At 37.1% G+C, this 20051-nt stretch carries 17 protein-coding genes; 7 read left to right on the forward strand and 10 right to left on the reverse strand.

Annotation, left to right across the window (positions count from 1 at the left end):
* The first annotated feature begins 567 nt into the window (after window positions 1-567).
* From EA772_RS00135 to ettA, 3 genes are all read left to right on the forward strand, one after another.
* Window positions 568-2841, forward strand: a complete 2274-nt coding sequence (locus EA772_RS00135) for a GH92 family glycosyl hydrolase (RefSeq protein WP_124910734.1) — start codon at window positions 568-570, stop codon at window positions 2839-2841.
* Between the two features lie 187 nt (window positions 2842-3028).
* Window positions 3029-3673 (forward strand): hypothetical protein, encoded by a 645-nt coding sequence (locus tag EA772_RS00140; RefSeq protein ID WP_010600524.1) that lies wholly within the window; start codon window positions 3029-3031, stop codon window positions 3671-3673.
* A gap of 205 nt (window positions 3674-3878) precedes the next feature.
* Window positions 3879-5558: an energy-dependent translational throttle protein EttA gene (ettA, locus tag EA772_RS00145; protein WP_124910735.1), complete on the forward strand. Its 1680-nt coding sequence runs from the start codon at window positions 3879-3881 to the stop codon at window positions 5556-5558.
* 42 nt (window positions 5559-5600) lie between these two features.
* Here the strand turns inward: ettA and EA772_RS00150 are convergent, their stop codons facing one another.
* The 4 genes from EA772_RS00150 to EA772_RS00165 form a co-directional block, all read right to left on the reverse strand.
* Window positions 5601-6323 carry a GDSL-type esterase/lipase family protein gene (locus EA772_RS00150; protein ID WP_124910736.1) on the reverse strand — a complete coding sequence of 241 codons (723 nt, stop codon included), beginning with the start codon at window positions 6321-6323 and terminating at the stop codon, window positions 5601-5603.
* Window positions 6324-6344: 21 nt separating this feature from the next.
* Window positions 6345-6578, reverse strand: a complete 234-nt coding sequence (locus EA772_RS00155) for a DUF1456 family protein (RefSeq protein ID WP_010600521.1) — start codon at window positions 6576-6578, stop codon at window positions 6345-6347.
* Window positions 6579-6737: 159 nt separating this feature from the next.
* Window positions 6738-8042 (reverse strand): DEAD/DEAH box helicase, encoded by a 1305-nt coding sequence (locus tag EA772_RS00160; protein WP_124910737.1) that lies wholly within the window; start codon window positions 8040-8042, stop codon window positions 6738-6740.
* 42 nt (window positions 8043-8084) lie between these two features.
* On the reverse strand, window positions 8085-8303 hold the full coding sequence (locus tag EA772_RS00165) for a hypothetical protein (RefSeq protein ID WP_010600519.1): 219 nt from the start codon (window positions 8301-8303) through the stop codon (window positions 8085-8087).
* 241 nt (window positions 8304-8544) lie between these two features.
* Here EA772_RS00165 and EA772_RS00170 point away from each other — a divergent pair, with 241 nt between their 5' ends.
* The 3 genes from EA772_RS00170 to EA772_RS00180 are packed head-to-tail and all read left to right on the forward strand — an operon-like array spanning window position 8545 to window position 10088.
* Window positions 8545-9018 carry a ribonuclease H-like YkuK family protein gene (locus tag EA772_RS00170; protein ID WP_010600518.1) on the forward strand — a complete coding sequence of 158 codons (474 nt, stop codon included), beginning with the start codon at window positions 8545-8547 and terminating at the stop codon, window positions 9016-9018.
* Window positions 9019-9066: 48 nt separating this feature from the next.
* Window positions 9067-9591, forward strand: coding sequence for a TlpA disulfide reductase family protein (locus tag EA772_RS00175; RefSeq protein ID WP_246834014.1), 525 nt, complete (start codon window positions 9067-9069; stop codon window positions 9589-9591).
* Window positions 9592-9620: 29 nt separating this feature from the next.
* The gene (locus tag EA772_RS00180) at window positions 9621-10088 is read left to right on the forward strand and encodes an SRPBCC family protein (RefSeq protein ID WP_168187445.1); all 468 of its coding nucleotides are present in this window, start codon (window positions 9621-9623) and stop codon (window positions 10086-10088) included.
* 16 nt (window positions 10089-10104) lie between these two features.
* Here the strand turns inward: EA772_RS00180 and EA772_RS00185 are convergent, their stop codons facing one another.
* The 6 genes from EA772_RS00185 to EA772_RS00210 all read right to left on the reverse strand — a co-directional run bounded on the left by EA772_RS00185 (window position 10105) and on the right by EA772_RS00210 (window position 17402).
* The gene (locus tag EA772_RS00185; RefSeq protein ID WP_124910738.1) at window positions 10105-10683 is read right to left on the reverse strand and encodes a DUF4468 domain-containing protein; all 579 of its coding nucleotides are present in this window, start codon (window positions 10681-10683) and stop codon (window positions 10105-10107) included.
* 82 nt (window positions 10684-10765) lie between these two features.
* On the reverse strand, window positions 10766-11782 hold the full coding sequence (locus tag EA772_RS00190) for a porin (RefSeq protein WP_010600514.1): 1017 nt from the start codon (window positions 11780-11782) through the stop codon (window positions 10766-10768).
* 36 nt (window positions 11783-11818) lie between these two features.
* A complete protein-coding gene (locus EA772_RS00195) occupies window positions 11819-13207 on the reverse strand; it encodes an ammonium transporter (protein ID WP_010600513.1) in 1389 nt (462 codons plus the stop codon).
* A gap of 345 nt (window positions 13208-13552) precedes the next feature.
* Window positions 13553-14500 carry a TIGR01212 family radical SAM protein gene (locus EA772_RS00200; RefSeq protein ID WP_010600512.1) on the reverse strand — a complete coding sequence of 316 codons (948 nt, stop codon included), beginning with the start codon at window positions 14498-14500 and terminating at the stop codon, window positions 13553-13555.
* A 108-nt stretch (window positions 14501-14608) separates the two neighbouring features.
* Window positions 14609-15643, reverse strand: coding sequence for a hypothetical protein (locus EA772_RS00205; protein WP_124910739.1), 1035 nt, complete (start codon window positions 15641-15643; stop codon window positions 14609-14611).
* 313 nt (window positions 15644-15956) lie between these two features.
* A complete protein-coding gene (locus EA772_RS00210; protein ID WP_124910740.1) occupies window positions 15957-17402 on the reverse strand; it encodes an APC family permease in 1446 nt (481 codons plus the stop codon).
* Window positions 17403-17724: 322 nt separating this feature from the next.
* Between EA772_RS00210 and EA772_RS00215 the strand changes: the two genes are divergently transcribed.
* Complete coding sequence (locus tag EA772_RS00215) at window positions 17725-19971, forward strand: sodium-translocating pyrophosphatase (protein WP_124910741.1); 2247 nt, start codon at window positions 17725-17727, stop codon at window positions 19969-19971.
* Window positions 19972-20051 lie beyond the last annotated feature (80 nt).

Below are 20051 nucleotides of genomic sequence, written 5' to 3' on the forward strand. Positions count from 1 at the left end.
ATGTTTGTTAAGGTTAAATCTTAATGGAACCAAGAATGAAGACCAGTTTAGTGATTGGCGTTACGGCTGGGCTGTCATTCATCTACAAACCGGCAAGGCTTCCTTGTCGGTTTCATTTTATAAATTACTTCATTGAATTATACAAAAGTTTGATCTCAGAGGAATTCTGATTGAATAAGGAATCTTTATAGTGCTTTCTTATACTAGCAACAACAACAATATTGCATGTGCGGACAAGGATTTCCTTTTCGAAATGTTCGGGAAAATTGAAATAGTAGGGATGTAATCATATTGAATTGTAAAAGGTTTCGGCAAATATATAAGATTATTTTAAATAGACTACCAATTCTATAGAATTTATATACAAATATGTTATTCGATCAAATTTTATTGCAGTTGTGGTCGACAAGTTGGTGTACTGTATTATTTGAAAATACAAGCTTTCTCCCTCCCATCGGTAACTAAATCGTTTTTATTACCACACAATTGATACACTTCTGGTTCGATAATCAGCTAAATCCCCTGGTAAAAATCTTAAATTTGGCGTCTATCCTCTGCAAATAAATTATGAATAAATATTTCTGCTATCTCTTTAGTGCGATTTTATCGATAACAATTTCAGCAAAATCAACATCAGCACAAGTTACCAAACAACCTGTAGATTATGTAAATCCTTATGTAGGTAACATCAGCCACCTGCTGGTACCGACCTATCCTACTGTTCACTTGCCAAACAGTATGCTTCGCTTTTATCCGGAAAGAGAAAACTACACCAGTAACACAGTTAATGGATTGCCACTCGTAATTACAAGTCACCGCGGAAGTTCTGCATTTAACCTAAGCCCTTTTCAGGGAGATGTAAGAGAGATTAAGAATACCATACGGTATGGTTATGATAATGAAATCATCAAACCATATTACTACGAAGTTGACCTGGATGACTTTGGCATTAATGCAAAATTTGCACCTTCGCATCAATCAGGCATTTATGAAATTAATTTTAGTAAAAGCCAGGCATCCTCATACTTAATTTTAAATACACGCGATGGAGAATTGAGTACCAACGAGAATACTGTAAGTGGCTTTCAGCGGTTGAGCAATAATACCAAAGTATTTATCTATCTGGAAACGGATTTGAAACCTGTTGAAGCAGGCAGTTATCAAAATAGTTCAATCGAAAATCAGAAAAAAGCTGTTTCTGGCCGTAATGCCTTTTTGGTGCTTAAATATGCCGGCAATACTCAACGGGTGAAAGCCCGCTATGGAATCTCTTTCATCAGTGTTGAACAGGCAAAGAAGAATCTGCAACGCGAAATAAAAGATTACAATTTAGCAAATGTTGCAGAGCTGGGAAAAAACATCTGGAATACTACTTTAGGCAAAATAGCTATTAAAGGTTCGGATGAAAATGCCAAAACCATTTTTTATACCTCATTATATCGTACTTACGAACGGATGATCAACCTATCGGAAGATGGAAAATACTTTAGCGCATTTGATGGAAAGATCCATAACGATAATGGAACGCCATTTTTTACAGATGACTGGATTTGGGATACCTATAGAGCAACCCATCCGCTTCGTGTGATCATCGAGCCAAAAATGGAAAGTAATATGATTAATTCCTATTTAAGGATGGCCGAGCAGATGGACGATCATTGGATGCCAACATTCCCGGAGGTTACGGGCGATAGTCGGAGAATGAACAGTAATCATGGGGTGGCAACCATCATCGACGCTTATAATAAAGGTTTGAGATCCTTTAACCTGGAAGAAGCTTATCAATACTGCAAAGCTGGCATTACTGAAAAAACGCTGGCTCCATGGTCTGCTAAAAAAGCAGGTGTATTAGATCAGTTTTTTAAAGATCATGGTTATTTCCCTGCACTACCCGCGGGCGAAAAGGAAACTGCACCTGAAGTTCACGGATTCGAAAAGCGCCAGCCTATTGCCGTTACACTAGGCACCGTTTATGATGAATGGTGTTTAGGAAATATTGCGCAACAGTTAGGTAAAACAGAAGAAGCCAGGCATTTTTTGGACAAGAGCTTAACCTATCGCACCGTTTTCAATCCAGAAACTAAATTTTTCCATCCAAAAGATGCGAGTGGAAAATTTATTGAGCCATTGGATTACAGGTTTTCTGGCGGCTTGGGTGCACGAGAAACTTATGATGAAAACAATGGTTGGTTATACCGTTGGGATGTGCTGCATAACGTGGATGATTTAGTAGAAATGATTGGTGGTAAAGGCGTTTTTGTTGAGGAACTGGAGAAAATGTATAATACGCCGCTGGGGAAAAGCAGATTTGATTTTTATTCACAACTACCAGATCATACCGGAAATGTGGGGCAATTTTCAATGGGTAATGAACCGGCCATGCACATTCCTTATTTGTACAATTATGCCGGACAACCCTGGCGCACTCAAAAACGAGTGCGTAGTTTATTATCTCAATGGTTTAGAAATGATTTAATGGGTATCCCAGGCGATGAAGATGGCGGTGGTTTAACCTCATTTGTTGTTTTTTCTCAAATTGGTTTCTACCCGATTACACCGGGTTTACCAATGTATGTAATAGGAAGCCCGACTTTTGAAAACGTTAAAATTGATATTGGAAACGGGAAGAAATTTGAGGTTGCCTGTAGAAATTATGCTCCAGAAAACAAATATATCCAATCAGCAAAGTTAAATGGAAAGGTTTGGAACAAATCGTGGTTTACACATGAGGAACTAATGAAAGGTGGAAGTCTTGAGCTCATAATGGGCAAAAGACCAAACAAGCAATGGGCAGCAGATGATGCAGCAACGCCACCATCTTTTAAAATGCCGGGCAAATAAACATTGTTAAATATACCTTGGTTATTAAATCAAAGTTATTAATCAAAATCTTTACAACGGTTTACTTTCTAAAAACATAGTCATCATTGTCATTTATTTTTATCGATACCATTTTTGAGATGTTGAAGAAAGAATAATTAAGTGAAGATTTTTTTTTAATATTGCTCCAAACAAACTAAAAAGTATAATGAAAAAAACGTTACTCCTCCTGGTACTTGTTAGTACCAATTTGATTGCTTTGGCTCAATATGAAAATGCCAAGCAAGTATTTGAAAGTCCAAAATTAAAAGAGGTAATTGCTACACACAAAACTGTTGCTATTCTTCCATTTAACACAAAAATTTCCTTTAAAAAACAACCAAAAGATTTCAATCTTGATGCTCATATACAAAAGGAGAAAACGATGTCAACATCTATACAATCGAGCATGTATACTTTTTTGCTTAGAAAATCAAGCAATTATACTGTAGAATTTCAGGATGTTGAAAAGACAAATATTTTATTAAAAAAAGCGGGGCTTTTAGATAAACTGGATGAATTTACAAAAGATGAAGTTGCTAAAGCGTTAGGTGTGGATGCAGTTATCTCAGGTAAATTTGAAACAGAACAAACCCGATCAGAAGCCGGGGCGATTGTAACAACAGTTTTATTTGGTGGACTTGGAAGTAAAACCGGTTCTGGATCATTAACAATGGTAGTAAATGATGGAAAAACAGGTGATATGCAATGGCGCTTTTTCAAAGCAATGAATGATGGCGTTTTTACCTCAAGTGACGAATTGATCGATAGAATGATGAGAAAAGTATCAAGAAATTTCCCTTACAGTAAATAATAAGATATAATCTCTAAATTCAATAATAATCACTTATTGAAAGCCCTCATCTTTTTAATTTGAGGGCTTTTTCGTGTAAATACTAAATGATGTCAGAAATAATATTCCCAGATAAACCAATTGTTATCGGCAGGTTGTTATTATCTTTGCCATTATTTACAAATCCTTATAATTAAGGTTTAATTCACTAATAGCAAAATTCAACATGTCAGACGAAAAAATAATCTTTTCAATGGCTGGAGTGAGTAAAATCTATCCGCCACAAAAACAGGTTTTAAAAAATATTTACTTATCATTTTTTTACGGTGCAAAAATTGGCGTTGTAGGTTTAAACGGCTCTGGTAAATCATCTTTATTAAAAATTATTGCTGGTTTAGATAAATCAATACAAGGCGAAGTTGTATTTTCTCCGGGCTATTCTGTAGGTTATCTGGCTCAGGAACCAGTTCTTGATCCTGATAAAACGGTACGCGAAGTAGTGGAAGAAGGCGTTGCCGAAGTAACCGCTATTTTAAAAGAATACGAGGAAGTGAATGAAGCTTTCGGTTTAGAAGAAAACTATTCTGATGCCGATAAAATGGATAAATTGATGGCTCGCCAGGGCGAACTACAAGATAAAATTGATGCTTTGGGTGCCTGGGAGATTGATTCGAGATTGGAAAGAGCAATGGACGCATTACGCTGCCCAGATCCGGAAACCAAAATTAGCGTACTTTCAGGTGGTGAACGTCGCCGTGTGGCGATGTGCCGTTTATTACTGCAAAAACCTGATGTTTTGTTACTGGATGAGCCTACCAACCACCTGGATGCAGAGAGTATTGACTGGTTAGAACAATTTTTGCAAAACTATGAAGGAACCGTGATCGCGGTAACCCACGATAGATACTTCCTGGATAATGTAGCGGGATGGATTTTAGAATTAGATCGTGGTGAAGGGATTCCATGGAAAGGAAATTATTCTTCATGGTTAGATCAGAAAGCAAAACGTTTGGCTCAGGAAGATAAAACCGAAAGCAAACGCCAGAAAGCTCTGGAGCGTGAATTAGAATGGGTACGAATGGCACCAAAAGCCCGTCATGCCAAATCTAAAGCTCGTTTAGCAAACTACGATAAACTTGCGTCTGAAGATGGCAAAGAAAGAGAAGATAAACTGGAACTTTTCATCCCTGCAGGACCGCGTTTAGGTAATGTAGTGATTGAAGCAACCAATGTGACCAAAGCCTATGGTGATAAAATTTTATTTGATAACCTGAACTTTTCACTTCCACCAGCAGGTATTGTGGGGATTATCGGGCCAAATGGTGCGGGTAAAACAACGTTATTCCGCTTAATTACCGGACAAGAAGAACCTGATAATGGAACTTTCAGGGTTGGCGAAACGGTAGAGCTGGGTTATGTAGATCAAATGCATAACGACCTGGATGCTGATAAAACTGTTTATGAAAATATTACGGATGGTTTAGATAACATTCAGTTAGGCACCAAAGCCGTAAATGGCCGTGCTTATGTTTCTAAATTCAACTTCAACGGCGGCGATCAGCAGAAAAAAGTAGGCATTTTATCAGGTGGTGAACGTAACCGTGTTCACCTGGCCATTACTTTGAAAAAGGGTGCAAACGTACTTTTACTCGATGAGCCCACCAATGATATCGATGTGAATACCTTACGTGCTTTAGAAGAAGCATTGGAAAACTTCGGTGGTTGTGCGGTAGTCATCAGTCACGACAGGTGGTTCCTGGATAGGATCTGTACCCACATTCTGGCTTTTGAGGGAAACTCAGAAGTTTATTTCTTTGAAGGAAATTATTCTGATTATGAAGAAAATCGCAAGAAACGTTTAGGCGATGTTACTCCAAAACGAATCAGATATAAAAAATTAAACTAGTAGAAAGTCCCGGTGAAAATCGGGACTTTTTTTGTCAGATATTTATTTTCTTCTGTGCAAAGCTTTGTCAATTGCCTCCTCAGTAACCTTTTCCATTACCTTATAACCTGCCAGGTTCGGATGAACTCCATCCGTAGTATAAGCAGCCTTTTGTCCGTTTCGTTCATCAACTAATGGGGTCCAATAATCTAAAATGACGAAACGATTGGCTTTCGCATAGCTTACAATCTCGTTATTTAAGGAAATAATCTGATCTGCTACGCCCTTTAAGTTTTTGTTCCAGGGATACTCATAAATTGGTAAGTATTTACAGAGAATAACTTTAATTCGATTTTTCCTGGCCAGTTCGGCCATCGATTTGATGTTATTCATAACGGTTTCATTACTTACATGGCCTTTGTTACCAGCCAGATCATTGCTTCCAGCAAGAATAATCACAGCTTTTGGTTTTAGATTGAGTACATCCTGCCGAAATCGGATTAACAATTGAGGGGAAATTTGTCCGCTAATTCCCCTGTCAAGATAAGAGCCGTTATTAAAATATTGTGGGTCTTTCTGTTTCCAGAACTCGAATATCGAACTACCTAAAAAAACCACACGCTTTTCACCCTTATTCGGGGCACCTAAAGAGTCATTTTCTTTCTGATATTTAGAAAGTGCCGCCCAGTCATCTGAAAAATCTTCTTTCTGAACAGATTCGCGTTGTTGAGCAACCAAGCTGCCTGAGTACAAAAACAGCCCCATTAAGAGGAATTTAAATTTCATAATTTCGCTTAAAACGCTCTGCTAAGATTTCTTTTCTTCTTTCGGGCCTCTTTTGTAAATTACCAAACCATTTAAAAAGTTGCGCAAAATCTGATCGCCACATGGTTTGAAGTTTTCATGATCCTCATTCCTAAAAATATCACCCAGTTCTGCCTTTGTTACTTTAAAGCCAACCAAATCGCAAATGGTAATAATATCTTCTGTCTTTAATGACAGCGCTACTCTTAATTTTTTTAATATATCGTTATTGCTCATATTTTAATTTTCAATGAATGAATTTTGAATTAGTGAATAATTGATAAGTGAATTTGAATGAATAACATTGCTAGTATGTGTTTTATTGGAATAATGAAATGTTAGAATGTTGTAACGTTTAAACCTTCCAACAAAGAACAATTGAACCAATGAACCGACCTAACTCGCTATTTCCATTTTTAACTTTTTTCCTTTTATTTTTTCACCTGTTAATATTTTTAAGAGTTTTTCAATTTTCTCTCGTTTTACGGCTATGTAACTCGTGGTATCTTTTACTTCAATCAAACCTAGGTCATCTTTGGCCAAGCCGCCTTTTTGCAAAAACAACCCCACGATATCTATCTTATTAATTTTATCTTTTTTGCCATGAGCCAGATATAAGGTTACCCAATCACTCGCTTCAGGAATTTCATAATGATCTGATAGAGGCTCCTCCTCAATATCTTCAGGCAGATACTTATAATTTTCTTCCGGAGTGATTACAGCATATGCGGTACCTTTTGCATGCATTCGTGCAGTTCTTCCGTTGCGATGAATGTAAGCATCTTCCGTATAAGGCAATTGATAGTGAACAATGTGCTCAATTTCCGGAATATCAAGTCCACGGGCAGCCAAATCTGTAGTAATTAAAATTTTATGGCTACCGTTTCTAAACTTCAAAAGTGCTTTCTCACGGTCGATTTGTTCCATTCCACCATGAAAAACATCATGCCCTAAGCCATGTTCGAAAAGGATATCGCTAATCCGATCTACCGTTTCGCGATGATTACAAAAAACCAGCGTATTCTTGCCTCCAATCTTGGTTAACAATTTAAATAAAACCTCTAATTTATCTGCCGCCGGCGCAGTAACTTTCTTCAGTTTTAAATTAGGTTTCGATTGAAGGTTCTGAGAGAAATCAATATCAAGCGCATTTTTTAACTTTACAAACTCAGGAATTTCTTCCATCTTCGTTGCCGAAGTAAGTATTCGTTGTTTTAAGGAAAGCAACTTACCAATGATGTACGACATATCGGATTCAAAGCCAAACTCCAGCGATTTGTCAAACTCATCTAAAATCAGATTTTCTACGAAAGATTCATCAAAATTCTGATGTTCCAGGTGATAGGCAATTCGGCCAGGCGTGCCAATTAATACCGCTGGCGGATGAGCAAGATTATTCTTTTCTACCCGAACCGCATGGCCGCCGTAACAGCAGTTTACTTTAAAAGGCGTGCCCATTTGCCTAAATACCTGCTCAATCTGAAGTGCAAGTTCTCTCGATGGCACTAAAACAAGCGCCTGAACACCTTTAACATCAGGCTTTAATTTTGCCAGTAGCGGTAAAAAAAATGCCAGTGTTTTGCCAGAACCAGTAGGTGCAATCAGCAAAACATCGTGCCCGGATTTTACTGCTTTTAATGCAGCTTCCTGCATTTGGTTAAGTGCTGTAATGTTTAATTTTTTTAAGGCGTTCTCTATCATCGGGCTAAAGATAAGCATTTCAACGCCTGCAATCTTACATCACTACAACTTGAAAAACTTCGATTTAAGTTTTCTGATGGTAGAGAAATCAAATTTTTTCTCTAGCAACATTAACATATTTCCTCTTTTTGAGATTGACGAATTGACTTTTTCTGTTACCAAATCAACTGACGATTTTAGTCTATCCGATAAATCATCTGCAAATTTATTCGCTCTGCTATTCTGCAAAAGCTGAAGTTCCTGAATTAATTCCGCTCTCATATTCTTTTGAATTTTAGTTCTTAATCTAACAAGTAAAACGGCAATTCGGTTGTAAATAATATAAAAAAATTGCAATCGTTCCCCAGAAAAAACGCTAACTTGTTGAAAACTAAGCTGCTGTTAGCAAATAAACAATTTCATCTTAACATAAATTTAATTTCAAGCACTTATTTTTATAAAAACCTGATTACCATGTATCCAAAGGAATTTCTTTGGAATTAACCTCAAAACAACATTGTGTATGACCTGGAAAAAATTTAGTGGCGAAATTATTCAATCTTCTATCCTCGAAGAAGTAGAAAAAGCAATTATCAGAGAAACAGAAAATGGCTATAAACTGAAAGTCTGCATCGGCACCGATTCGCAGGTGAAAGGCCTGGTTACCGATTTTGCTACCGTTATTGTATTGTTGCGAGAACATCACGGCGGTTTTATGTACATCCATCAGGAAAAAAATACTCAGCAAGTGGGTATTAAAGAAAGGATGTTAATGGAAGTTCAAAAATCAATTGAAACGGCTTATTCCATTTGCGATTTACTGGATATTTATGACGTTGCACTGGAAGTTCATGCAGACATTAATACCAACCCATCATTTAAATCAAATAAAGCATTGAATGATGCCATGGGCTACATATTAAGCATGGGTTTTATTTTTAAAGCCAAACCTGAAGCCTTTGCCAGCTCAACCTGTGCCGACAAAATGGTACATTAATTTTGTAAAGATTTTTTATAGGAGTATCTTTATTCATCATCCCCTATTATGAAAAAGATATTCCTAATCATTTGCTTATTCATCACTGCCAATGTAATGGCTCAAACTGCTGATGATGGCACAATTACCAAAATTGGAGACACTATACCTTCCTTTAAATTTGAGATCGAAAAAGGTAAAACCGTTGACATTGCCGATTACAAGGGCAAATTGATTTTAATTAATTTGTTCGCAACCTGGTGCCCACCTTGCAACAAAGAATTGCCACAGGTTCAAACCCAAATTTGGGAAAAACACAAAGACAACAGCAACTTTGCCTTTTTTGTATTCGGCAGAGAAGAAGGATGGGAGAAATTAATACCCTATAAAAGCAAAAAAGGATTTACCTTCCCAATACTTCCAGACTTAGATCGAAGTATTTTCAGCAAGTTCGCTAAACAAAGCATACCAAGGAACATTTTAATTGATCAAAATGGTAAGATCATTTATCAATCTATCGGCTACGAGCAAAAAGAATTTGATGCATTAGTAAAATTAATTACCGATAAACTCAGTTTATCTGCAACAAAATAGCAGCACTGCTGTTAAGCCTAAAAGATACTTTGAAAATACATCGATTAGAATTTACTCAGAAAATTCCCGTAGACTTGGATACCGCATGGGATTTTTTCTCATCGCCGCTAAACCTTGCAGAGATTACACCAAAAGATATGACATTTGACGTGACCTCGCCTAAGATGGCAAACACCAAAATGTATCCTGGTTTAATCATCACCTACAAAGTTTCTCCATTATTCGGGATTAAACTAGACTGGGTTACGGAAATTACTCACGTTAAAGAAAACGAATACTTTATTGACGAACAAAGATTTGGGCCATTTGCCTTTTGGCACCATCAACATCATTTTCAAAGCATTGACGGCGGTGTATTAATGAAAGATATTCTCCATTATAGTGTAGGCTGGGGTGTTATTGGCAAAGTTGCAAACGGTGTGATAGTGAACAATAAAATCAATGAGATTTTTAATTTTCGATATAAAAAAGTAGAATCCTTATTTGGCAAAATGTAAAAAATAAAAGAACTGATTACCATTTTTTGGTAGAAACAGTTTCTTTTTTAACGGGTTCAGAATTCTTTTTATCTGTTGCAAGGAATTTTTTAAACGAATCTCCAAATTTTGCCACTTCCGCATAAGTGCTTGTTTGAATATCTTTCCATGATCCTGCGTTTAATTTATCAGCAGATTTTTCGAGTGGACTTCCAATAGTTGTTTTTGGTACAAAGTTTCCATAACGGTCTCTTTGGTAAGGAATGAATATAAAGTTGGTTAACCAATAACGATATTTTCCTGCTCTTGCTTCAAAAACAAAATCGTAGCTTACCTCGCCACTGGGATGACCAGCCACCAATATCGTTTTATCGATAATCATTTTGCCCTTTGCCAAAATTGAAGTATCGGTACTGCTTTCCAACTTCATTGTTTTTTTATTTGTCGATACCACAAAATTTTTAGCCCTTTCTAATAAAATTGTCTTACTCAATACTAGTGAATCAACAACCTTGTAATAAATGAATTTACCTGTTTCATCTTTAGGAAATTGCTTCTCCTGAGCCGATAAACTGGTTACAAAAACAGAAAGTGCGATGGCAAGTATGTATCTCATAAATCCTTTTAAACTAATTACTAAGGTAAAAAAAAGCCACCAGTTTAAATGAACTGGCGGCTATAATCATATTAATTTGCTTTTAGAAAGCGTAAACTGCTGCTAGTGAGAACTGGCCTGCGTTTGGTGCAGCCATTCCATTTTCTTTTGCGAAAGGTTTGGTACCACTATGATCTAACCTTACCTCAGGAATAAAAGTTAACCCTCCAGATTTAATATTTGCAGTAAGTGTTACCGAAGTATATTTATCCCCTTCAACACCACCAACATTTTTGTATTTGAAATACTCACCTCTTAAACCTAATGCTACAGCATCAGTGAAAGCATACTGCGGATACAACGCAGCCCCTGCATAACCACCGGCATCATCATTAATGTCGTAATTAGCAGCATTTAAGCCTAATTTAAACTTATCGGTAATCTGATAAGCAGTTGTTAAATCAGCAATGGTTCCGTAACCGCCGCCGCCAGCACCAGACAATACATTGATATAGGCTGTCCAGCCTTCAACAGGAGAAACCATTAATTGTCCGCCAATGCTTGATACCCCACGTGTTGCTGTGTAAACGTTCCAGTCATTAAATAAACCAGCCATTAAACTCACTTTATCAGAGAATTTGTATGTAGCCTTAATACCGGCATTTTGAAACGGACCATTTGTAAATAAATATGAAGTAGAATAATTAAAGTTTCCTACCGGAGAAATTACCTCATAACCAATGAACGTTCCCATGTAACCTGCAGTCATCGAAAACTGATCGGTAAAATCATAGTTTACATATAAGTTTTGGATATGAAAAGACGAAGTTCCACTTGAAGCATCTATCAGCGATTGCTCCTGTCCTCTCGGACCGAAAGATAATTCTCCGACAAATGAGGCTTTTCCTGTTTTCTTTTTCAACACCAAATCAATCATCCCTAATGAAACTGAGTTATGATCAGATGCAAATGATGTTCCAATATTAGGCTGTTTAGCAAAGTCGTATTTAAAGTAGGTATCAACCGATCCCGAAATTTCGAGTGGAGAGGTCGTAGTTTCCTGAGCCAGGGCGCAGCTAGCGCTGGCCATTGCGAAAATAGCAGTTAAAAATTTCTTCATGTTTGAGCTTGAATTTGAGTTTAGATATAGTTTGTTTTATGCAATTGGTTCAGTAAGCGGACTGTTTTTTTCAATATAAACAGCTCTTTCCTCCACTAGCAAAGTGCCTTGAGAATATTTTTCATTGTGTTGTGATTCATCAAGACCCATTTCTTCCTCCTCTTCTGAAACGCGAATTGGTTGAATTAGGTTAATGAATTTGAAAATGATGAATGATACCACAAAACTGAAAATGATTACGATAACCGCACCTTTAACCTGGGTAAAGAAAAACTCAGTGCCACCGTATAATAAACCATCAGCACCGATGCTATTTACTGTTTTGGTAGCAAAAACGCCAGTTAAAATCATACCAACAATACCACCAACACCATGACAAGGGAAAACATCTAAAGTATCATCTAAACTTGTTTTTTGTTTCCACGAAACCACTAAGTTAGAGATCACGGATGCAATCACACCGATAAAGATACTTGATGGAATACTTACGAAACCTGCTCCAGGTGTAATGGCAACTAAACCTACAACGGCACCGATACAGAAACCAAGAACTGATGGTTTCTTACCTCTAGCTACATCGAAGAACATCCATGATAATCCAGCGGCACCGGCAGCGGTATTGGTAGTTAAGAAAGCCGAAACTGCTAAAGAATTTGCACCTAAAGCTGAACCTGCATTAAAACCAAACCAACCGAACCAAAGTAATCCTGTTCCAATTAACACATAAGGGATATTAGCAGGTGGAACCTCTTTATGCTCTAAGTGTGATTTTCTACGTTTTAAAACCAATGCACCAGCCAATGCAGCCATACCAGCTGAAATGTGTACAACCGTTCCACCAGCAAAATCAAGAACGCCCATTTTTAATAAAAATCCGTCAGGCGACCAAGTCCAGTGTGCTAAAGGAGAGTATACAAATATTGCGAACAATACGATAAATAAAATATACGAAGTAAATTTAATACGCTCTGCAACGGCTCCCACAACTAATCCTGGTGTAATAATGGCAAACATTAATTGAAACACAGCAAAAAGTGATAATGGAATTGTTCCCCAGGCCGGACCTGAGTTTACACCCTGAAAAAACAAGAATGTTGCTGGGTTTCCGATAAATCCACCTATTGTTTCGCCAAATGCAAGACTGAAACCAACTACAGTCCAGAGAACAGTAATTACACCAGCCGCAACCACACTTTTAATCATGGTTGATAAAACATTTTTACGATGAACCATACCACCATAGAAAAATGCAAGACCAGGAGTCATTAAAAACACCAACGCTGCAGAAATTAAAACGAAAGCAATATCAGGTGCACTGTATTTTCCATCGTCGAAATTTGGAAGTAGTGGAATAAATAGCGCTGCAATCGCTACAATCATCAAGACTGCAAAGGGCGCATACTGTTTTAAGGAAAATTTACTCATAGTTTTTAGTTTGATTTGTTTTTATTAAAAATTCTCTTAATTATTCGATAAATATTTTCATAAAAGTACGACATAATGTAATTTTTACACTATTTAATCAAAAAATTATAACAAAAACATCAAATTTTTGTAAAACAACTCAAAATTTTATCCAAAAAATACAATTTAATCAAAAAATAAACTTATTTAAGATGCGTTTTTAACAAAAACAAAATCATATCATTTATACAAATAATGAATATTTATCATTTTTTTGAAGAATATTGACATATATATTCATACAAAACCAAAAAACCCATGAAAATTCATGGGTTTCTACTAAAAAATTATAAAAATTATTAAAATTTAGTCAAAATAACGAGAACCTTGAACTACACCTCGTTTTTCGATCTCTTTATCAATATAAGTTTGAATCGCCGATTTATTTAACCCCCAATTTGGAGCAATTAATAAATCCCAGTCAGAAATTCCAAATAATCTTTGTATTACGATATCCGGTCGAAGCAATGGAATTAATTCGCAAAGCAAATCAGTATATTCCTCCAAAGTGAATAGTTTAAAAGGATCCTTTTTATATTTAGCCCCCATAATTGATCCTTCAACAATGTGCAGATGATGAAATTTTACGAACTTAATCTGAGGAAAACGATTAATTTCATGGATATAACCATACATCATCTCTCTGGTTTCCCAGGGGAAGCCAAAAATAGTATGCACACATAAATCAAGCTTGCTATTTTCTAAAAGTTTAACCGCAGCTACAAACTCACCATGACTGCAGCCTCTGTTAATCTGCTCTAAAGTTTCATCATAAATAGATTCCATACCCATTTCCAAATCAACATCGAAACGGTCGGTATAACTTTCCAACAGTGCCACCTTCTCTGCATCTATACAATCAGGCCTAGTACCTACTGCGAAACCCACAATATTTTCAGTTTCTACAGATAGCGCCTCATCGTACATCATTTTTAAATAATGCGCTGGCGCATAGGTATTGGTATTGGGCTGAAAATAAACAATGAATTTATCGGCTTTGTATCCATTTTTCGCCCGCTTAATCCCCTCTTCCAGCTGCTCTCTAATGGTCGGCATTTTACGAGACGGTTCAGGCGTGAAAGAATCTACATTGCAATATGTACATCCGCCATAACCCTTACTTCCATCTCTGTTCGGACAGGTAAAGCCGCCATCAACAATAACTTTGAATACCCGTTGTCCATTATATTTTTGACGCAAATGAACCCCGTAAGCGTTATAACCCTTAATTCCAATATCTACCTGTGTTCCCATTGCTGCAAAAATACACAAAATAGAATTAATATATCATGCTGGAACCACTTAAGACTATGAAGTTATATGCTTATTAGAATCAGGTCGCGTTAGCAAGATGAATGATTTTTAATTATTAACTTTTACTGAAATGTTTTGAGAGATATTATAGTTAAAATTTAAAATTTTATTCATCTCCTCCAAATTAGGTGCATTTTTCATCTGTGAACGAAAAACATCGCCATAGATAAAAATGTGCGAATTTTCAACTTTATAGTATTTTAAGCAGAAGTACGATTGCACAACCGCTTTGTCTTCTCTTCCATCGTAGCCAACATCGTAACCAACAACATTATTACCATCCCGCCTGAAAAGCTTGAGATTAGGTTGATCAGCCAGGTACCTATCCATACTAAATGCTGATGAATCTGATGAAATCCATATCGTTAACTGTTTTAATCCGTAATCGTTTTCCTTATGATCTACATCATAGATCACTGATTTATCTTTAAATGTGCCGATTTTTATATCCCCGAATACTTCATTTTTTAAATCTCCCGACTCCCTTAATTCTATTTCTGTAGGAATGTTTAAAAAGATCTGTTCACCCATATTGTTCATCAACTCTGCTACTTTTGTTGGCATTTTCTTTACAGGATTTAAAATTATTTGAGGTTGCTGTTCTAATTGGCTTTTTAACGAATTTACCTTTTGTTCAATTGATTTTTGATGGTTAATAACTTCCTGAACACTTTTTAAATATTCTTCTTTGGTAATCTTTTTAAACTCAATAATGGTATTCTTTGAATCTGAAAGCGTAGCATTATCCTTAAATTTTATTTTGAAGATGCCGCTGCTGAAATTTTGGGCGTACATCTCATAATAATCCCTATCAGTAATATGAAGCTGACGAAGGCTTTTAAAATTTTTAGTATCTATTTGAAATTTCTCTGGCAGATCAAAATACAGGCTATCACCCTTTTTTATAAAATGAAATTGATGATCTATAATTTCTTGCATAAATGCACCTGTTAAACCTATGAATGGTTTTTTATCCTCGCGATAAATATTGTCTATTTTCCAGTAAGTTTCAGTGTCTTGCGAACTGCAACTCAGACAAACTAAAGTGAAAAGCGCCAGGATTGATAATTTTATTACTCGCATTATTTAAGTTTCAAATTCGTTAATAGTTCTGCATAAAACTGATTACCGATCTAAAAATAAGCTAAACTGATTAAAAGAAAATTCCCATTTCATATTTGCCTGATTCTATAGCGTATTTGCTGCATAGCAATTTTTATTCGTATGAGCTTAATGAGCAAAGCGTTGATATTCTTTTCTGGATATCCCGGAATCCAGGCATATATGTTAATAGAAAACGTTTAACACCAGTCGCTTTGCTGCTCAAATAAATCGAAAAAGGAGGAACATGTTTCTGTTCCTCCTTTGGCTTAAACTTAATAAATGTATAAAGTCATTAAATTGATTCTTGTTTTTTTCGATTAATAAACAAATAAACCGGAACGCCCAACAACACAATTACCAATCCAGGCCAGGTATATTGCTGTTTATAAATGAGGAGCAAAATGCAGAACGCCGCACCGATTAATAAATAAATAACGGGCGTAACGGGGTATAACCATGTTTTATAAGGGCGTTCAAGTGCTGGTTTTTTAACCCTTAAATAGATTACCCCAAAAACAGTAATCATGTAAAATAATACAATCACAAACGAGATCATATCTAATAGATTACCATACTGACCGCTCAAGCACAACACAGAAGCCCATATTCCCTGCATCCACAGTGATTTTTCGGGAACACCGTTTTTATTATTATGAAGCGCAGCTTTAAAAAACATACCATCTTGTGCCATGGTTTGAAAAACCCTGGCGCCTGCCAATACAATCCCATTTACACAACCGAAAGTTGAAATCATCACCAGCACAGCCATCACCACTGTACCTATCCCACTTCCAAAAATTTGTTCAGACGCTGCAACCGCAACCCTATCATTAGCTGCAAATGCAATACTATCGCGACCTAAGGTATTAAGATAGATGAAATTAACCAGGAGGTAAAGTATCATTACTGCCGATGTGCCTAACACCATCGATCTGACTACATTTTTTTTAGGATTTTCGATTTCGCCAGAAACAAAAGTCACGTTTTCCCAGGCCACGCTCGAAAAAACAGATCCAACCATAGCAGCTGCTATTCCAGCCATAATGCCCATCCCGGAAATTGATTCCCAACCGGATTTTAAAAAGTTGCCACCCGAATCGGTTTTTAAATTATTAAAAGCATCCCATCCAAAACTCATGTTTCCAGACCAGAAATTATTCTTCACCAAAAGAAAGCCTAAAAGAATTAACCCAATGAGCGCAACGATTTTTGATCCGGTAAAAACATTTTGCAACAATTTTCCACTCTCAACGCCCTTAGTATTTATATAGGTAAGCAGCAAAATAACGCCAATTGCCAAAATTTGAATCCAGGTGATTTTGTAACTGCCATTTTGAAATAATGGTGCGGCATCATTTAATGCCGGAATCAAATAAGCTGTAAATTTACCAAATGCCACAGCTACTGCTGCAATGGTACCGGTTTGAATTACTGTAAATAATCCCCAACCGTACAAAAAACCCATCATTTTACCGAAGATTTCCTTTAAGTATGTATACTGTCCCCCCGCTTTTGGAAACATGGCTGAAAGTTCGCCATACGAGATCGCGGCAGCCACAGTCATAACACCCGTAATCACCCAAACCACAATTAACCAGTATCCAGATCCCAGATTTCTCATGATATCGGCACTTACAATAAAAATACCGCTTCCAATCATCGATCCCATGACTAGCATTGCAGCATCAAAAAGACCTAGCTTTCGCTTGGGAGCACTTTCGCCCTGTTGTTTTTCCATTTTTTTTTGTTGGTTTAGCTTTAGTTTCCGGCTAATTTATTTATAAATAAATAAAATAACATCCATTAAACTGTATTATTTTAATTGACGTAGACTCACGACTCATTTAATAAAAACATCACAAAGACGATGAATGATGATTCTTGTGATTATATCGATCGCGTTATTCATTCCGTTAAACTCTCATTTTTTATTTAAGTACAAGGAAATAAAATTATTATATTGCTTACCTAATAACCAAAATTTAAGAAATCAATGTTCTTTACCGATGAGGGTAAATCAATGAACTTGATATCAGCGAACCAATAACCAAATATTAACTATGAATTTTTTACAAGAGAACTTAATTTACAGTATCCCGGCTTTGGGCCTGGTTGGGATTATTGTGATGATGATTAAAAGCGCCTGGGTAAACAAACAAGATGCCGGAGATAAAAATATGCAGGAGCTGGCTGGTTACATTGCCGATGGCGCCATGGCATTTTTGAAGGCGGAATGGAGAGTGTTAAGTATTTTCGCAGTTTTTACCGCTGCATTATTAGCCTACTCCGGAACCATTACAGAAATTAAAGGTGTGCCCATGCACTCCAGCTGGATTATTTCTATATCCTTTTTAATCGGTGCCATTTTTTCTGCTACTGCTGGATATATTGGAATGAAATCGGCCACAAAGGCTAATGTAAGAACCACACAAGCAGCGAGGACGAGCTTAAAACAGGCCTTAAAAGTATCCTTTACAGGTGGTACCGTGATGGGCTTAGGTGTAGCGGGTTTGGCGATATTAGGTTTGGGCGGCTTATTCATCGTTTTTTTGAAATACTTCAATGTTGTATCGGTGAACAGCGTAGAAATGAAAACAGCCATTGAAGTATTAACCGGGTTTTCACTCGGGGCGGAATCTATCGCCTTATTTGCACGTGTTGGTGGAGGAATTTACACCAAAGCTGCAGATGTTGGCGCCGATTTAGTGGGTAAAGTGGAAGCAGGAATTCCAGAGGATGATGTGAGAAATCCTGCAACCATTGCCGATAACGTAGGTGATAACGTGGGCGACGTTGCAGGTATGGGCGCCGATTTATTTGGCTCTTATGTAGCTACAATTTTGGCGACAATGGTTTTAGGTCAGGAAATTGATGTAAAAGATAATTTTGGCGGGATGTCTCCTATCTTATTGCCAATGGTAATTTGTGGCTTGGGTATTATCTTTTCTATTATCGGTACCTGGTTTGTGACCATTAAAGATGAAAAATCTAATGTTCAAAACGCCTTAAATCTTGGCAACTGGTCTTCAATTGTGATTACTGCCGTTGCGTCATTTTTTATTGTGAAGTGGATGCTGCCGGAAACACTAAGTTTACGCGGCTATGCATTTTCCAGTATCAATGTATTTTACGCCATCATTGTTGGTTTAGTTGTGGGCACCATTATGAGTGTGGTAACTGAATACTTTACGGCTATGGGCAAAGGCCCTGTAAATTCCATCATTCAACAATCTTCAACAGGGCATGCCACAAATATTATTGCAGGTTTATCTGTGGGGATGAAATCAACAGTAATTCCAATTTTGGTTTTAGCTGGTGGAATTATGGCTTCCTATTATTTTGCAGGTTTATATGGTGTAGCCATTGCAGCTGCCGGCATGATGGCCACAACAGCGATGCAATTGGCCATTGATGCATTCGGGCCGATAGCTGATAACGCAGGCGGTATTGCAGAAATGAGTCAGCTCCCACCTGAGGTTCGTGAAAGAACAGATAATTTGGATGCGGTAGGAAATACGACTGCTGCAACCGGTAAAGGATTTGCCATCGCATCGGCAGCATTAACTTCACTGGCACTTTTTGCTGCTTTTGTAGGGATTGCCGGAATTAGTGCGATTGATATTTATAAAGCGCCGGTATTAGCGGGATTATTTATTGGCGGTATGATTCCTTTTATTTTCTCTGCCCTATGTATCCAGGCAGTTGGAAAAGCCGCTATGGATATGGTTCAGGAAGTTCGCCGCCAGTTCAGGGAAATCCCTGGCATTATGGAATACAAAGCAAAACCTGAGTATGAAAAATGTGTGGCCATTTCTACCAAAGCGTCTATACGGGAAATGATGCTTCCAGGTGCAATTGCTTTAATCACGCCAATCATAATAGGGTTCACTTTCGGACCAGAAGTTTTGGGGGGACTATTAGCAGGTGTTACTGTAACCGGCGTACTGATGGGAATTTTCCAGAGCAATGCAGGCGGTGCATGGGATAACGCTAAAAAATCTTTCGAACAAGGTGTAATGATTAACGGAGAAATGTTCTACAAGAAATCTGAGCCACACAAAGCATCAGTAACAGGCGACACCGTTGGAGATCCATTTAAAGATACTTCAGGACCATCGATGAATATTTTAATCAAATTAATGTCTATTGTTTCGCTGGTTATTGCTCCTTACATCGCAGTGAAGGCTATACCTACTGAAGAAAGGCAGGAAGTTCGCAAAGAAATCAGAATTGAGCAAAAAACTGATGCTTCAGGTAACATCATTAACGACACTTTAATGAATACTACCGATACACTGGCAAATTAGTTGTAAAAACATAGAGATAATAGTACTGAAATGGGGATTTTAACAAAATCCCTTTTTCTTTTTCGCAATTTTTATTTAGG

This window comes from Pedobacter sp. G11, assembly GCF_003860265.1.
GTDB lineage: Bacteria > Bacteroidota > Bacteroidia > Sphingobacteriales > Sphingobacteriaceae > Pedobacter > Pedobacter agri.

Coding starts and splice junctions, on each gene's coding strand:
- EA772_RS00135 (WP_124910734.1), top strand. CDS start 568: ATGAATAAATATTTCTGCTATCTCTTTAGTGCGATTTTATCGATAACA.
- EA772_RS00175 (WP_246834014.1), top strand. CDS start 9,067: ATGAAAAAGATATTCCTAATCATTTGCTTATTCATCACTGCCAATGTA.
- EA772_RS00215 (WP_124910741.1), top strand. CDS start 17,725: ATGAATTTTTTACAAGAGAACTTAATTTACAGTATCCCGGCTTTGGGC.
- EA772_RS00210 (WP_124910740.1), bottom strand. CDS start 17,402: ATGGAAAAACAACAGGGCGAAAGTGCTCCCAAGCGAAAGCTAGGTCTT.
- EA772_RS00200 (WP_010600512.1), bottom strand. CDS start 14,500: ATGGGAACACAGGTAGATATTGGAATTAAGGGTTATAACGCTTACGGG.
- EA772_RS00170 (WP_010600518.1), top strand. CDS start 8,545: ATGACCTGGAAAAAATTTAGTGGCGAAATTATTCAATCTTCTATCCTC.
- EA772_RS00205 (WP_124910739.1), bottom strand. CDS start 15,643: ATGCGAGTAATAAAATTATCAATCCTGGCGCTTTTCACTTTAGTTTGT.
- EA772_RS00165 (WP_010600519.1), bottom strand. CDS start 8,303: ATGAGAGCGGAATTAATTCAGGAACTTCAGCTTTTGCAGAATAGCAGA.
- EA772_RS00155 (WP_010600521.1), bottom strand. CDS start 6,578: ATGAGCAATAACGATATATTAAAAAAATTAAGAGTAGCGCTGTCATTA.
- ettA (WP_124910735.1), top strand. CDS start 3,879: ATGTCAGACGAAAAAATAATCTTTTCAATGGCTGGAGTGAGTAAAATC.
- EA772_RS00160 (WP_124910737.1), bottom strand. CDS start 8,042: ATGATAGAGAACGCCTTAAAAAAATTAAACATTACAGCACTTAACCAA.
- EA772_RS00150 (WP_124910736.1), bottom strand. CDS start 6,323: ATGAAATTTAAATTCCTCTTAATGGGGCTGTTTTTGTACTCAGGCAGC.
- EA772_RS00195 (WP_010600513.1), bottom strand. CDS start 13,207: ATGAGTAAATTTTCCTTAAAACAGTATGCGCCCTTTGCAGTCTTGATG.
- EA772_RS00185 (WP_124910738.1), bottom strand. CDS start 10,683: ATGAGATACATACTTGCCATCGCACTTTCTGTTTTTGTAACCAGTTTA.
- EA772_RS00190 (WP_010600514.1), bottom strand. CDS start 11,782: ATGAAGAAATTTTTAACTGCTATTTTCGCAATGGCCAGCGCTAGCTGC.
- EA772_RS00140 (WP_010600524.1), top strand. CDS start 3,029: ATGAAAAAAACGTTACTCCTCCTGGTACTTGTTAGTACCAATTTGATT.